The organism is Candidatus Methylomirabilota bacterium (assembly GCA_035315345.1).
In the GTDB taxonomy this organism is placed as follows: Bacteria; Methylomirabilota; Methylomirabilia; order Rokubacteriales; family CSP1-6; genus CAMLFJ01.
The window spans coordinates 1-14,501 of sequence record DATFYA010000172.1 but is presented as its reverse complement, the minus strand read 5'-3'; the positions used below and the strand labels follow the sequence as shown (position 1 = coordinate 14,501).

13 protein-coding genes are annotated in these 14,501 nt (G+C 71.1%); 6 read left to right on the top strand and 7 right to left on the bottom strand.

Translation table 11 applies throughout. The annotated features are described in order from the left end of the window. A partial coding sequence (locus tag VKN16_22215; GenBank protein ID HME96928.1) for an amidohydrolase family protein occupies positions 1 to 630 on the bottom strand: 630 nt, incomplete at its 3' end. A gap of 87 nt (positions 631 to 717) precedes the next feature. Between VKN16_22215 and VKN16_22210 the strand changes: the two genes are divergently transcribed. Further along, complete coding sequence (locus VKN16_22210) at positions 718 to 1,368, top strand: cupin domain-containing protein (GenBank protein ID HME96927.1); 651 nt, start codon at positions 718 to 720, stop codon at positions 1,366 to 1,368. Here the strand turns inward: VKN16_22210 and VKN16_22205 are convergent. From VKN16_22205 to VKN16_22180, 6 genes are read right to left on the bottom strand one after another with little or no spacing between them, the layout of a single operon-like run. Beyond that, positions 1,271 to 2,461, bottom strand: a complete 1,191-nt coding sequence (locus tag VKN16_22205) for a fumarylacetoacetate hydrolase family protein (GenBank protein ID HME96926.1) — start codon at positions 2,459 to 2,461, stop codon at positions 1,271 to 1,273. The two genes, VKN16_22210 and VKN16_22205, sit on opposite strands and share 98 nt — an antisense overlap. Further along, positions 2,458 to 3,624 (bottom strand): serine hydrolase domain-containing protein, encoded by a 1,167-nt coding sequence (locus VKN16_22200; protein HME96925.1) that lies wholly within the window; start codon positions 3,622 to 3,624, stop codon positions 2,458 to 2,460. The genes VKN16_22205 and VKN16_22200 overlap by 4 nt, the downstream gene beginning before the upstream one ends. Next, on the bottom strand, positions 3,624 to 5,099 hold the full coding sequence (locus VKN16_22195) for an amidase (protein ID HME96924.1): 1,476 nt from the start codon (positions 5,097 to 5,099) through the stop codon (positions 3,624 to 3,626). The genes VKN16_22200 and VKN16_22195 overlap by 1 nt, the downstream gene beginning before the upstream one ends. Before the next feature lie 22 nt (positions 5,100 to 5,121). Beyond that, positions 5,122 to 6,765: a thiamine pyrophosphate-dependent enzyme gene (locus VKN16_22190; protein HME96923.1), complete on the bottom strand. Its 1,644-nt coding sequence runs from the start codon at positions 6,763 to 6,765 to the stop codon at positions 5,122 to 5,124. Continuing rightward, on the bottom strand, positions 6,762 to 7,565 hold the full coding sequence (locus tag VKN16_22185) for an aldolase/citrate lyase family protein (GenBank protein HME96922.1): 804 nt from the start codon (positions 7,563 to 7,565) through the stop codon (positions 6,762 to 6,764). Before VKN16_22185 ends, VKN16_22190 begins: the two co-directional genes overlap by 4 nt. A 1-nt stretch (position 7,566) precedes the next feature. After that, positions 7,567 to 8,370 (bottom strand): SDR family NAD(P)-dependent oxidoreductase, encoded by an 804-nt coding sequence (locus VKN16_22180; protein HME96921.1) that lies wholly within the window; start codon positions 8,368 to 8,370, stop codon positions 7,567 to 7,569. Between the two features lie 207 nt (positions 8,371 to 8,577). On the opposite strand from VKN16_22180, the gene VKN16_22175 reads away from it, so the two are divergent. The 5 genes from VKN16_22175 to VKN16_22155 form a co-directional block, all read left to right on the top strand. Then, positions 8,578 to 9,606 carry a TRAP transporter substrate-binding protein gene (locus tag VKN16_22175; GenBank protein ID HME96920.1) on the top strand — a complete coding sequence of 343 codons (1,029 nt, stop codon included), beginning with the start codon at positions 8,578 to 8,580 and terminating at the stop codon, positions 9,604 to 9,606. Further along, complete coding sequence (locus tag VKN16_22170; GenBank protein ID HME96919.1) at positions 9,603 to 10,091, top strand: TRAP transporter small permease; 489 nt, start codon at positions 9,603 to 9,605, stop codon at positions 10,089 to 10,091. The genes VKN16_22175 and VKN16_22170 overlap by 4 nt, the downstream gene beginning before the upstream one ends. Beyond that, entirely contained in the window at positions 10,088 to 11,386 is a 1,299-nt protein-coding gene (locus VKN16_22165) for a TRAP transporter large permease (GenBank protein HME96918.1), read from the top strand. The genes VKN16_22170 and VKN16_22165 overlap by 4 nt, the downstream gene beginning before the upstream one ends. A 7-nt stretch (positions 11,387 to 11,393) precedes the next feature. Continuing rightward, positions 11,394 to 12,440, top strand: coding sequence for an AI-2E family transporter (locus VKN16_22160; protein HME96917.1), 1,047 nt, complete (start codon positions 11,394 to 11,396; stop codon positions 12,438 to 12,440). A gap of 86 nt (positions 12,441 to 12,526) precedes the next feature. After that, positions 12,527 to 14,501, top strand: a 1,975-nt coding sequence (locus VKN16_22155; GenBank protein HME96916.1) for a GAF domain-containing protein, incomplete at its 3' end; no start/stop codon positions are given.

Genomic DNA, 14,501 nt, shown 5'->3' with positions numbered 1-14,501 from the left:
GCTGGCCACCGGCAGCCCGCCCTCGCCCACGTGCGCCTCCGCGGTGGAGGAGCCGAGGCCGATCGCTCCCGCGGCCATCGCCTCGCGCACCAGCGCGCACATGGCCGACACCTCCTCGGCGGTCGCCACCCGGTGCTGGCTCTCGCCGCCCATCACCCACTGGCGGATCGTGGAGTGGCCCAGCAGCGCGGCCACGTTCAGGCTCGGATTGCAGCGCTCGAGATGATCCAGGTACTCGGGGAAGGTCTCGAAGCCCCAGGTGATGCCGGCACGCATCGCGGCCAGCGACATGCCCTCGACCTTCACCAGCGTGCGCATGATCAGGTCGCGGTCGTCGGGCCGGCAGGGCGCGATCGCAAAGCCGCAGTTGCCGATCACGGTGGTGGTGACGCCGTGCCAGATGCTGCTGGTGGCGTACGGATCCCACGTGTACTGGGCATCGTAGTGGGTGTGGACGTCGATGAAGCCGGGCGCCACCACGAGGCCGCCCGCGTCGATCTCGCGCGCGCCGCGCTCGCGCACCTGGCCGACATGGCTCACGCGGCCGCCGTCGATCGCCACGTCCGCGCGCCGCCGCGCCGCCCCGCTGCCGTCCACCACCGTGCCGCCGCGAATCACCAGATCGGCCATGTCGTCCTCTTTCGTGCTGCGGGATCGCTGCCGCCGACAGTTTCACCCGGCCGGGCGCCGGTGTATAGTCCCGCGCGGGAGGCCGCCATGATCAAGCCGATTCGACGGATCGTGACCGGACACAACGCGCGGGGGCGCTCCATGATCGCCAGCGACGGGCCCTCGCCCCACGTGGTCACCCTGCCGGGGCGGACCGACTTCGCGCTGACCGACCTGTGGGTGACCGACGCCGCCCCCGCCTCCAACGCGGGCCGCGCCGACGCGGCCAGGCGGCGGATGACGCTGGAGCCGCCGGGCCTGGGCACCATCTTCAGAGTCGTGGAGTTCCCGCCCGACGCGGCGCCGGGCGGCTTCGATCGCGAGGCCGCCTTTCGCGCGATGGGCGCCGGCCACGCCCTGGACCCGGACGCCTCCCGGCATCCCGGCATGCACAAGACCGACACGGTGGACTACGCCATCGTGCTCTCCGGGGAGATCTGGGCGCTGATGGACGAGGGCGAGACGCTGATGCGGGCCGGCGACACGCTCGTGCAGCGCGGCACCAATCACGCGTGGAGCAACCGCAGCGATCAGCCCTGCCTGGTGGCCTTCATCCTGGTGCGCGCGCGGCCGCTGGGCGGCAAGCCGGGCGCGAAGCCGGTCAAGCGCGCAGCAGCCCGCGGCGGGCGAGGCTCGCCATCAGCGCGCCGGTCCCGAAGGACCACGGCTCGGCCGCGTCGCACGCCACGACCTCGTTGACGAGGCGCCCGATCTCGGGCGCGGCGATCGACACCACGTCGCCCGTCTTGTGGGTGAAGCCGCTGCCCGGGGCGCCCCGGTCGGCGGTGGGCGCGAACATCGTGCCGATGAAGAGCACCAGGCCGTCCGGGTAGCGGTGGTGGCGGCCGATGGCCTGGCCGGCCAGCTCGGTCAGGTCGCGGCTGATCTCGCTCACCTGGGTCTGGTGGGCGATGCGGAAGCCGTCGGCGCCCTGCACCACCGTCTCGAAGCTCACCCGGCGCGCGTGGTCGAGCGTGAAGTGCTCGTCGAGCAGGCGGAAGAACGGGCCCATCGCGCACGAGGCGTTGTTGTCCTTGGCGCGGCCCAGCAGCAGCGCGCTCCGGCCCTCGACGTCGCGCAGGTTCACGTCGTTGCCCAGCGTGACCGCCATGATGGCTCCGTCGCGGTCGATCACCAGCACCAGCTCGGGCTCCGGGTTGCTCCACACCGACGCCGGGTGCACGCCGACGCGGGCGCCCGATCCCACCGCGGCCATCGGCGGGCACTTGCTGAACAGCTCGGCGTCCGGCCCGATGCCGACCTCGAGGTACTGCGACCACATGCCCTTGGCGACCAGCACCTCCTTGACGCGCGCGGCCTCGGGCGAACCCGGCTTCACCCCGCGGAGATCCGGGCCGACGATCGCCTGGATCTCGCGCCGCGCCCCGTCGGCCAGGGCGGGGTTGCCCTTGGCGCGCTCCTCGATCACCCGCTCGAGCAGGCTGGCCACGAACGTCACGCCGCTGGCCTTGACCGCGTGCAGGTCCGCCGGCGCCAGCAGCCACGGCTTCGACGCGTCGCGCGCGCCTTCCACGCTGTTGGCGGCCAGGGCCTCGAGCGTGGTGAGCCGCGGGGCGGCCTTCATCGCCGCGCGCACGTCGCCCGCCTTGGCGGTGTTCAGCAGCTGGCTCGTGGTCGGATAGGCGCGGGTCAGATCCACCACCTCGTCGCCGCGCACCGCGACGACGCAGGGGCCGTCCTCGGCGGGTGACCAGGCGCGCCCGATCAGGAGCGCGCGCTCGGCGTCCCGGGGCAGGCAGTCGCGCGCGGTCAGGGTGGACGCCGGGCTCATGGCAGCGCCGCGTACACCGCGTCCACCAGGCTCGGGACGCGGCGGTCCGGGTGGCGAGGCGTGTCGGTCAGGTACTGATTCGTCACGTAGCCGAAGCCGACGCGCGCGTCCGGGTCGGCGAAGCCGATGGAGCCGCCGCGGCCGGGATGGCCGAAGGTGCGCCGGCCGGGACCGCAGTCGAAGAGGCCGCCGGGCATGCCGAGCATGAAGCCGCTGGCGAAGCGCGTGGGCAGGGTCAGGACCTCGTCGCGGCCCTTGGACTGCTCCGCGATCGCGCGGTCGATGGTGGCCGGGGCGAGCAGACGCACCGAGTCGATCTCGCCGCCGCGGGCGAGCGCAGCGTACACGCGCGCCACCCCGCGCGCGCTGGTGTGGCCGTTGGCCGCCGGGATCTCGGCGGCGCGCCAGGCGCGCGTGTTGACCAGCCCGTCCGGGCGCGGCGGATTCAGGAACGTGCGACCGGAGAGCGAGTCGGGATCGGCGAGGATCGTATCCCAGAGCGTCTTCTCGCCCGCGGCCGGCGGCGGAGGCGCCAGGACCTCGGCGGCGCGACCGTCCGCCGCCGCGGGCACGCCGATGAAGAAGTCGGCGCGCAGCGGGCCGGTCACCTCGTCGCGCAGGAACGCGCCCACCGTCCGGCCGTCCACGCGCCGGATGACCTCACCGACCAGGAAGCCGTACGTGATGGCGTGGTAGCCGTGGCGCTGGCCCGGCGTCCACCAGGGTGGAGTCTCTGCGATCGCCTCGGTCATCACCCGCCAGTCGAACAGGGCCTCGGCGGGCAGGGGCCGGCGGATCGCGGGCAGCCCCGCGCGGTGGCTCAGCAGCCAGCGCACCGGGATGTCCTGCTTGCCGGCGGCGGCGAATTCGGGCCAGTAGCGCGCCACCGGCGCGTCCAGATCGAGCTTGCCCCGCTCGGCCAGCATGTGGGCGCAGAGCGCGACCATGCCCTTGGTGGTCGAGGCCACGTTGACGATCGTGTCCGCGCCGAAGGCGCGGGTCCGCGCGCGATCGGCGTGGCCGCCCCAGCAGTCGACCACGCGGACGCCGTCCTGATACACGCAGACGGCGGCCCCCACGTCGCCGCGCTCGGTGAAGTTGCGGAAGAACTCCTCGCGCACGGCGGTGAAGCGCGGCTCGCAGTGACCGTCGATCGCCAGCATCAGGACTGATCGTACCCGGACGGCTTGCGGAAGCCGCCGATCTCGCGGGCCAGCAGGGCGGCGAAGCGGATCGGAGTCAGGTCCTCCAGGTAGGGCCCGACCGCCTGCAGGCCGATCGGCAGGCCCTCGCGCGAGCGCCCCACCGGGAACGCGGTGGCCGGCTGCCCGGGCACCGTCGAGAGCGCGGGATAGCAGAGCCCGTGCAGGTACGGCACCGACCGGCCGTCGATCGTGAAGGTCAGCGTCTGGTCGCTGTTGTCGGCCGGCCACGCGCGCTCGATGTGCGGATAGGCGAGCACGTTGATGGCGGGAGCCAGCAGCACGTCCCAGTCGCGGAAGAACGCCCGCCACGCCGCGCGGTGCTGCTCGCGCCGGCCGTTCCAGATCAGATAGTCGCCCGCGGAGCCCTCGAGCCCGCGCGCCGCGCCCATCGAGAGATCGTCGCCCGCCGCGCGCAGGTTGGCGATGCGCTGCCGGCGCGTCTCGGCATCCACCCGCGCGCCGGTGACCGCGGAGAGCAGCGTGCGGTAGAAGCCGTGGTACTCGCGATGGTCGCCGAGGCCGTCCGGCTGCACCTCCTTGACCGCCGCGCCCAGCTTGGCGAGACGATCTGCCAGACCCTGCAGGGCCGCGCTGATCTGGCTGTCGACGACGAGCCACGGAATCGGGGGGAGGATCGCCACCCGGAAGTCGGCCAGCCGCTCGCGCCGCGCCGCGGGCAGCGCCACCTTCCACGCCACGTCCTCGCCGATCTCGGGCCCGGCCAGGACGGACAGCGCCAGCTCGAGGTCCTCCGCGCTGCGGGCCAGCGGGCCCTGCACGCCCATCACCACCGCCGAGTTGGGCAGCGGCGGCAGCGGGAACTGCCCGCTCCTCGGCAGCAAGGTCTCGCTCGGCCGGTGGCCGTAGATGCCGCAGAACACCGCCGGCACCCGGATCGACCCGCCGATGTCCGAGCCCACCTCGAGCGCGCTGAGACCGGCGGCGATGGCGGCCGCGCTGCCCCCGCTGCTGCCGCCCGGCGTCCGCCCGAGATCCCACGGATTGTTCGTGCGCCCGAAGACGGGATTCGCCGACTGCCAGTCCGCCAGCATCGGCGGCACGTTGGTCTTGCCGAGCAGCACCGCGCCGGCGGCGCGGGTGCGCGCCGCCGCGGGCGCGTCGTGCTGCGAGACGAAGCCCTTCCACTCCGGCACCCCGCAGGTGGTGCCGAGGCCCTCGACGTTGATCGACTCCTTCAGCGTCATCGGCAGCCCCAGCAGGGGTCTCGTCTCACCGCGGGCCCGCGCCTGGTCGGCGGCGCGCGCCTGCTGACGCGCCCGGTCGAAATCGCGCACCACCACCGCGTTGAGCCGGCCGTCGTACCGCTCGATGCGCCGGATGAAGAGCTCGGTCAGCTCGGCCGCGGTGGTGCCGCCGGTGCGGAGGGCGGCAAGCAGCTCGGTCGCGCTGGAAAACACGTCCACCTCAGCCATGCCTCACTCCTTTTTCACCGGCCTATCGGACCCAGCCGCCGTGAACGGGATGGTGCGAGCAGATGAACTCCACGAAGGCCGGCCGGCCCTTGGCGTTCTCGTCGAAGGCGCGCTTGAGCGCCGGGATGATCTCGGCGGGCTGGCTCACGTCCTCGGCGTGGAACCCGACCGCGCGCGCCATGTTGGCCATGCACGCGCTGCCATGGTCGGAGACCTTCCAGGTGTAGGGATCGTGTCCCTCGCCCCAGAAGCCGGGGCCGTAGCCCGAGTAGCCGCCGTTGTTGATGTGGATGGTGGTGATGCCGATCTTGTAGCGGGCCACCGCCTCGAAGTTGCCCATCATGTAGCAGACGCCCGCGTCGCCGGTGACGTGCACGCACTGGCGGTTCGGGAACGCGAGCTTGGCCGCGACCGCGCCGGCCAGGCTGAAGCCGAGGGTGGACACGTTGCCCCAGCCGAGATAGCCGCGCGGGATCTGCGCCTCGTACACCGTGCTGGTCTGGTCGCGGGTGTTGCCCGAGTCGGCGGTGAGGAACGAGCTCTTCGGGTCGAGCACCTTGGCCAGGTCACCGAACACCCGGTACGGGTTGATCGGCGTCTCGTTCGACTCGAGCCACGGGCGGAACTTGTCCTTGAAGGCCTGGCGTTGCCCCTTGATCTCTTCCAGCACCTCCGGGTTCTTCCTCGCGCCCTTGCTCTGCAGCTCGGTCACCAGGGCCTGCAGGGTGAGCCTGGCGTCGCCGATCACCGCGTGGCGCGTCTCGTAGCTGCGGTTGATGTCGAGCGTGTCGACCGTGCACTGCACGATCGTCTTCTTGTGGGCGTCGGGCACGGTGTGGCTGAAGCGGCCGGGGAAGAGGCTCGACCCGATCGAGAAGAGCAGGTCGCACTTGCGCAGGAAGTGATCCGCCATGGAGCCGCGCACGCCGACCGACAGCGGGTGGTTCTCGGGGAACACACCCTTGGCCTTCAGCGTGGTGAGCACGGGGATCTGGGCCGCCTCCGCGAACTGCAGCAACTCGGCCGCCGCGTCGGCGTAGCAGACGCCTTCGCCCACGTGGAGCAGGGGATCCTTGGCGGCGAGCAGCGCCCGGATCGCCGCCTTCACGTCGTCGGGATCGGGCCCGGTGCGCCAGCCCTTCACCGGCGCGTAGGGATGCTCGTCGGCGTCGTACTCGCCGAGATCGCGCGGGATCAGCAGCAGCACGGGGCCCGGCCGCCCGGAGCGCAGATGCGTGTAGGCGCGACGGGTGTACTCGGGGATGAGATCGGCGCGGTCCACCCGCCCGACCCACTTGGTGACCGGCTTGAAGGCCTCGGCCATGTCGAAGTGGGTGTGACGGCTCGCCCCGACCCCGAGTCCTTCCGCGATCACCAGCAGCGGAGAGGAATCCTCCCAGGCCTGCGCGACGGCGCCGAAGGCCATCTGGATGCCCGCCGCGTTGAGGCCGGCCATCACGGTGCAGACGCCGATCTGCCTGCCGCTGGTCACGCGGGAGAAGCCGTCGGCCACCGCGACCGCGAAGCGCTCCTCGCCCATCATGAGGATCGGCATGCCTTCCTCGCCGAGGGCGTTGTTCACCGGGCTGGTCGGGTAGCAGCTCACCCACGGCGTGCCCTCGGACTTGAGAATGCGCGCGAAGCCGTTCACCGCCTTGATCTTCATGACGTCTCCTTTGGCCTGCGGATCTCGGCAACCGCCGCCGCGTAGCCCGAGCGAAGGATGCCCACGTCCGAGGAGTAGTTGACGATGGTGGCCCCCAGCGCGATGACCTCGCGGACCGCCTCCATGGTGTCGACCGCCATCGCCACCGTCTTGCCGTGCTTGCGCGCCGCCTCGCCCAGGCGCACCCGGTGCTCGCGCAGGACGTCCTTCTGGGCCGGGGTGCCCAGCACGCCCAGGTCCTGGGCCAGGTCGGTGGGGCCGATGGTGAGCGCGTCGATGCCGGGCACCGCCGCGATCTCGTCGAGGCGCTCGAAGGCCCCGCGCGTCTCGAGCATCGCGGTCACGTGCACGCGGGCGTTCGCGCTGGCCATGTGCTCGGCGGGGGGGCGGACGCGGTAGCCGGTGTGCGGGCCCGAGCCGTACATGCCGCGCGAGCCGAGCGGCATGTAGCGAGTGGCGGCCACCACCGACGCCGCGTGCTCGCCGGATTCGACCTGCGGGATGTGCAGGTTCCACACGCCCGCGTCGAGCAGGCGCGTGATCCACTCGCGATTGCCCGCGGGCGGCCGGACGACCAATGGGAAGTTCATCGCGCGCGCCAGCGCCGCCATGTCCGCCACCGTCTCGATGGAGAACGCGGAGTGCTCCATGTCCAGGCGCGCGTAGTCGAGGCCGGCCGCCTGCAGCAGCGTGAGGATCGACGGCGTGCGGATCATGGTGATCCACGTCCCGATCTGCACCTCGCCGCGCTCGGCGCGGGCGCGGTAGGCGTTCTCGGGCACGCGCGCGTCGGGAGCCACGTCAGGAGCCCCAGCAGACCGACTCGCCGCCGTCCACGATGAGCGAGACGCCGGTGATGAAGGAGGCCTCGTCGGAGTGCAGGAAGAGGGCGGCGTGGGCCACGTCCCAGCCGGTGCCCATGCGCCGCCCCAGCGGCACCCGCCGGTCGCGCGCGGCGATGACCTCCTCGCGCGGGGTGCCCGCGGCCACGCGGGACTCGATGGCCATCGGGGTGTTCATGAGCCCGGGCAGGATCGAGTTGGCGCGGACGCCGTACCGGGCGTTGTGCGCGGCCAGGTTCTCGGTGAGCGCGACGACGGCGGCCTTGGTGGTCTTGTAGCCCACCAGCGGATAGGCGTTGAGCGCCGCCATCGACGCGATGTTCACGATCGAGCCGTGCGCCTCGCGCAGGGCGGGCAGGGCGTGCTTGCAGGTGAGCCAGGTCGCCTTCAAGTTGACGGCGAGGCTCCGGTCGAACGCCTCCTCGGTGAGATCGGTGGCCACCGCGTCGCCCAGGGCCAGGCTCGCCCCCACGTTGTTGTGCAGGATGTCGACGCGCCCGAAGCGCTCGAGCGTCGCGGCCACGAGCGTCGCCACGTCCGCCTCGCGCGTCACGTCCGCCGCGTGGGCCCAGGCCTCGCCACCTTCCCGCCGGATCATGTCGGCCGTTTCCTGAGCCGAAACCAGGTGGCGGTCTACGATGCAGACCCGCGCGCCCTCCCGGCCCAGCACGATCGCGGTCGCGCGTCCGTTGCCCACCGTCTGGCCCGGCGTCTGCCCACCGCCGACGACGATGGCGGCCTTGCCTAGGACGCGCTTGCCCATTCGGCGGGGCGCTACTGCGGACGGACGCCGGACTGCGCGGGTGTTTCCGGATGCGTGGACCGCGCGATGTGCTCGATCCTGGCCATGGCGCCCTCCGTTCTACCGCGCCGGCTCCCCCTGCGCAAGCGTAACCGCTCACGCGGCGCGCGGAACCTGCGATACACTACGGCCCGCCGGACCGCATCCCGCTCCCAGGAGGAAGACACGATGGGCAAATTCTCGAGGCGCGCCGCGCTGATCGCGCTGGCGCTCGCGCTCTGCCTGGCCCCGCCCGCCGTCGCCCAGACGACGCTCACGATGTCGTCGTGGGTGTCCCCCCAGCACCACCTGACCAGCGTGGTGCTGCAGGGATGGGCCAGCGAAGTCGAGAAGGCCACCAACGGCCGCGTCAAGTTCACCATGCTGCCGAAGCATCCGTCGGCCCCGCCCGGCACATTCGATGCCGTGCGCGACGGGCTGGTGGACCTCTCGTACGTGACCGCGAGCTACACGCCCGCGCGGCACATCCTGCCGCTGATGGCCGAATTGCCCGGCGCCGGCGACACCGCGCTGGTGAACTCGGTGGCCTACTCGCGCATCCACTGGAAGTACTTCCAGCCGGTCGGCGAGTACAAGGGCGTCAAGCTGCTCGGCGTCTTCACTCACGGGCCCGGCCAGATGTTCACCAAGCGGACGGTGGCCGGCATCAACGACGTGCAGGGCCTCAAGATCCGCACCGGCGGCGGCGTCGCCGAGCAGGTGGCCAAGGCGCTCGGCTGCGCCGCCTTCGTCAAGCCCGCCCCCGAGTCCTACGAGCTGCTCAAGGGCGGCGTCGCCGACGGGGTGTTCTTCCCGCTCGAGTCGATCGTGTCCTTCAAGCTCGAGACCGTGCTGGAGCAGGCCACGCTCTTCCCGGGCGGCATGTACAGCTCGGCCTTCGGATTCTTCATGAACGAGGACAAGTGGAACAAGATCCCGAAAGAGGACCAGGCCATCATCGAGAAGCTCAGCGGCGAGCATATCGCGCGGCTGGCCGGCCGGTCGTGGGACGACGCCGACGCCAAGGGCCTCGACGCGCTCAAGAAGTCGGGCGTGAAGATCGTCAACGCCGATCCCGCCTTCGTGGCCGAGGTCCAGAAGCGCTCCGCGCCCCTCGTCGAGGACTGGATCAAGAAGGCCTCGGCCAAGGGCATCGACGCCGGCAAGATCCTCGCCGAGTTCCGCGCCGAGCTGAAGAAGGTCGCCGCGGGTCAGTGACCCCGGCTCGCTCCGACTGGGGGCGGCGCGTCGAGGGGGTCCTCGGCGTCGCCGCCTCCGCCATCCTGCTCGTCATGATGCTGCTCACCTTCCTCGACGTGGTCCTCCGCTACCTGTTCAACCGGCCGATGGCGGGCGCCTTCGAGGTGACCGAGCTGTTGCTGCTGGTGCTGATCTTCGCGGGCCTGCCGCTCGTGACCTACGCCGACGAGCACGCGCTGATGGACTTCATCGATCGGCTGCTCGGCCCGCGGGGCACCGCGGCGCTCGAGCGGGGCGTCCACGTCCTGTGCGCGGCGGTGATGTTCCTGCTCGCCTGGCTGGTGTGGCTGAAGGCGGATCGGATCTGGGCCTACCGGGACGCCACCGACGTCCTGCGCATCCCCTACGGCCCGTTCGTGTACTTCATGGCGATCGCGATCGGGGTGACCGGGCTCATCCACCTCTACAAGGCGGGCGCGTCCCGGACGCCCGCCACGCGATGATCGAGGGCCTGATCGGGCTGGTGGCCATGATGGCGCTGGCCTTCCTGCGCGTGCCGATCTCCTACGCGATGGGCATCGTGGGCATCGTCGGCTACGCCTACATGCGCGACTGGAACTGGTGGGTGGCCTTCGCGACCGCGCAGACCAAGATCTACGAGACCGGGCGCAACTACACGCTGTCGGTGGTGCCGCTCTTCATCCTGATGGGCAACTTCGTCACCCGCGCCGGCATGTCGCAGGAGCTCTTCCGCGCCGCCTACGCCTTCATCGGCCACTTCCGCGGCGGCCTCGCCATGGCCACCGTCTGGGCCTCGGCCGGCTTCGGCGGCATCTGCGGCTCGTCGATCGCCACCGCGGCCACCATGGCCAAGGTGGCCTATCCGTCCATGAAGCGCTTCGGCTACCACGATCAGCTCGCCGCGGGCACGGTGGCGGGGGCGGGGACGCTCGGCATCATGATCCCGCCATCGACGATCATGATCATCTACGGTGTCTTCACCGAGACCAACATCGGCAAGCTGTTCGCGGCGGGGGTGCTGCCCGGCATCCTCGGCGCGGTCCTGCTCTGCATCGCGATCCTCTGCACCACGTGGCGTCATCCCACCTGGGGCCCGCCCGGGCAACGGTCCTCGTGGCGGGAGCGGTGGAGCGCGTTGAAGGACGTGTGGGCGGTGGCCCTGCTGTTTCTCTTCGTCATGGGCGGCATCTACGGCGGCCTGTTCACCGCCACCGAGGGGGCGGCGATGGGCGCGATGGGCGCCCTCGTGTTCGCGCTGGCCCGGCGCGCGCTCAGCTGGCGGAGCCTCTACGAGGCGCTGCTGGAGTCGGCCCGCACCACGTCGATGCTGTTCATGATCCTGATCGGCGCGCTCATGTTCGCCGAGTTCATCAACATCACCACCATGCCGTCCGATCTCACCACTCTCGTCTCGCGCATGGGCCTCTCCCCGCTGATGGTGGTGGCGGCGATCTGCGTGATCTACGTGATCCTGGGCACCGCCATGGAGGAGCTATCCATGGTCCTGCTCACCATGCCGGTGTTCTTCCCCATCGTCGTGCATCTCGGCTTCGACCCCGTCTGGTTCGGTATCATCATCGTATGCGTGGTGGAGATCGGCCTCATCAGTCCGCCGGTGGGCATGAACATGTTCGTGCTCAAGACGCTCTTGCCCGAGGTGCCGACCGGCACCGTGTTCCGGGGCGTGATGCCCTTCATGTGGGCCGACGTGGCGCGGCTGGCGATCCTGGTGGCCTTCCCGATCATCGCGCTCTGGCTGCCGCGCATGATGCGCTGAGGCCGCGGTGAACGGCGAGCGCGCGCTCGCCTGGCTCGCCGGCGGCGCGGTGCTGGCCATCATCTGGCTGGCGTGGCCGTTCGCCACCGGGCTCCTGCTCGGCGCCTTCATGGGCTTCACCTGCCAGCCGCTCTACCTGCGCCTGGCCGCGTGGAGCGGCCGACCGTTCGTCGCCTCCGTCACGGTGGTCCTGATCGCCGGCCTCACGATCCTCGGCTGCCTGGCCGGCTTCGCCTCGCTCTTCGTCGACCAGGCGGGCGCGCTCGCCGTCGCGGTGCGAGAGGAATTGAAGCCGGGCGGCATGCTGACCGTCTGGCTCGGCATGGTCACCGGCTGGCTCGAACGCGTGGGCCTGTCCACCGAGGTCGTGACCGAGCGGCTCCGCGCGGGCGCGGGGGAGATCGCGTCGGGATCCGCGGCGGTCGCGGGCACGGTGGCCTCGCGTACCCTCAATCTCCTGCTGGGCGTCTTCTTCGCCCTGCTCGCCATGCACGTGATGCAGCGCTACTGGCCGCGCATCGTCAGCGCGCTGGAGCACGTCTCGCCGCTGCGCACCCAGTACACGCGCGCGCTCCTCGAGGAGTTCCGCCGGGTGGGCCGCATCACGCTGGCCGGCACGGTGGTGACGGGCCTCGTCCAGGGCGTGCTCGCGGGAGTCGGATACTGGATCACCGGCGTGCCCAAGCCGGTGTTCCTCGGCATCGCCACCGCGCTGGCCTCGCTGGTGCCCGCGGTGGGCACGCTGCTCGTGTGGGTGCCGGCTGGCCTCTATCTGTTCGCCACCGGCCATCCCACGCTGGCCATCGTCCTGCTCGTCTGGGGCGCGCTGGTGGTGGTCGGGTTCAGCGACTACGTGATCCGCCCGCGGCTGGTGGGCGAGGAGGGCATGCCGCCGGTCCTGACCTTCCTCTCGCTGTTCGGCGGCCTCGAGACCATGGGCCTGGCCGGGCTGATCGCCGGGCCGGTGATCATGGCGCTCGCGGTGTCGGTGCTGCGGCTCTATGCGCGTGAGTCGAAGGCGCCCGCGGCCCCGCCGCGCCAAGCCGGAGGCTGACGCTCGACCGTTCGCGCTCGGCGGTGTGCTACTCGGCGGTGTGCTACAGTGTGGCGCCCAAAGTCTGACCTCCCCGAGGCCGAGTGATGACGCCGCAGACCAACGCTGATCTGGCCGCCCTGGTCGAGGCGCTCCAGGCTTCCCTGGTCGAGGAGCGCGCCCGGCGCGGCCGGCTCGAGCAGGAGCTAGCTGAAGCCAACGAGCGCCAAGCGGCCACCGGCGCGGTCCTGAGCCTGATCTCGGCCTCGCCCGCCGACGTGCAGCCGATCTTCGAGGCGATCGCCGAGAGCGCCCTGCGGCTCTTCGGGGCCTGGTCCACCTCGGTTTTCCGCTACGAGAACGGGCTCATCCACGCGGTGGCCGCGCGCGGCGGCTTGCCCGGGAGCAGCGAGGCGTTCATGGCGCAGATGGGGACGCCACAACCGCCGGACCCGGACACTCCCTACGGGCGCGCGGTGCTGACCGGAGCGGCGCAGCATGTCGCCGACGTCGACACCGACCCCACCCTGAACCCGCTCATCCGCGACCACTCCCGGCTGCGCGGCTTCCGCTCGGTTGCGGTGGTGCCGATCCTCCGCGGGCCGGACTTCGGGAGCGTGATCGCGATCACCCGGGCCCAGGCAGGCGATTTCAGTTCCGCCGAGCTCACGCTGCTTCGGACCTTCGCCGACCAGGCCATGATCGCCATCGACAACGCGCGGCTGTTCGGCGAGCTGCAGAGCCGGAACGCCGAGCTCTCGGCCGCTCTCGATCAGCAGACCGCCACCAGCGACGTGCTCAAGCTGATCAGCCGCTCCACGTTCGATCTGCAACCGGTGCTCCAGACCCTGGTGGAGAATGCGGCGCGCCTGGCCGGCGCGGAAGGCGCCCTGATCGCGCAATTCGACGGGGAGGTGTTCCGGTTCCTCGCCGAGCACGGATCGAATCCGGAGTTCCGCGACCACTGGCGTCGGAACGTGACCCGGCCGGGGCGCGGGTCGGCGATCGGCCGCGCCGCCCTGGAGCACCGGACGATTCACATCCTCGACGCCGTGGCCGACCCGGAGTGGGAGCAGCACGAATCCCAGCGGATCGGCGGCTACCGCACGGTGCTGGCGGTGCCCATGCTGAAGCAGGACGGTCTGGTCGGGCTGTTCTTCTTGTGGCGGACCGAGGTCCGCGCGTTCACCGATAAGCAGATCGAGCTCGTCGCCACCTTCGCCGACCAGGCCGTGATCGCCATCGAGAACGCCCGGCTGCTCGGCGAGCTGCAGGCCAAGAACGCCGATCTCGGAGAGGCGCTGGAGCAGCAGACTGCCACGGCAGATGTCCTGAGGGTCATCAGTACCTCACCGACGGATATCCAGCCGGTGTTGAGCACATTGGTGACGAGCGCGGCGCGCTTCTGCGGTGCCCGCGACGCAGAGATCTTCTACCTGGACGGCGCCGAGCTGAAGGTGGCCGCCCACCACGGCCCCATTCCGGGGCCCGCCGGCCGACTGATTCCAGTCGAGCGTGGGAGCGTCGCGGGGCGTGCGGTGCTCGAGCGGCGGGCCGTTCACGTGCTCGATCTCCAGGCCGAGGCGGATGAGTTCCCGCTCGGCTGTACCCTGGCGCGTGAGTTCGGCTACCGGACGACGCTGGTCGTTCCGTTGCTCCGGGAAGGGGCGCCGGTGGGCACCATCAACCTGCGGCGTGCAGAGGTGAGACCTTTCACGGAGAAGCAGGTCGAACTCCTTGAGACCTTCGCCGACCAGGCGGTCATCGCAATCGAGAACGTGCGCCTGTTCACCGAGCTGGAGACGCGCAACGCCGAGCTGCGCGTGGCGCTCGAGCAGCAGACGGCCACCAGCGAGCTGCTCAAGGTCATCGGGCGGTCCACGTTCGACTTGCAGCCGGTCTTCGAGACGCTCTCCGACAACGCCGTTCGCCTCTGCGAGGCCGAGCAGGCCGCGATCTTCCGATTCGACGGCCACGCGCTGCACGTCCTGGTCACGCGCAACCTCACCGCCGAGGACCGTCAGTTCATCGAGGCACACCCGATCACGCCCGGATCGAACAGCGGTACCGGGCGCGCCGCCC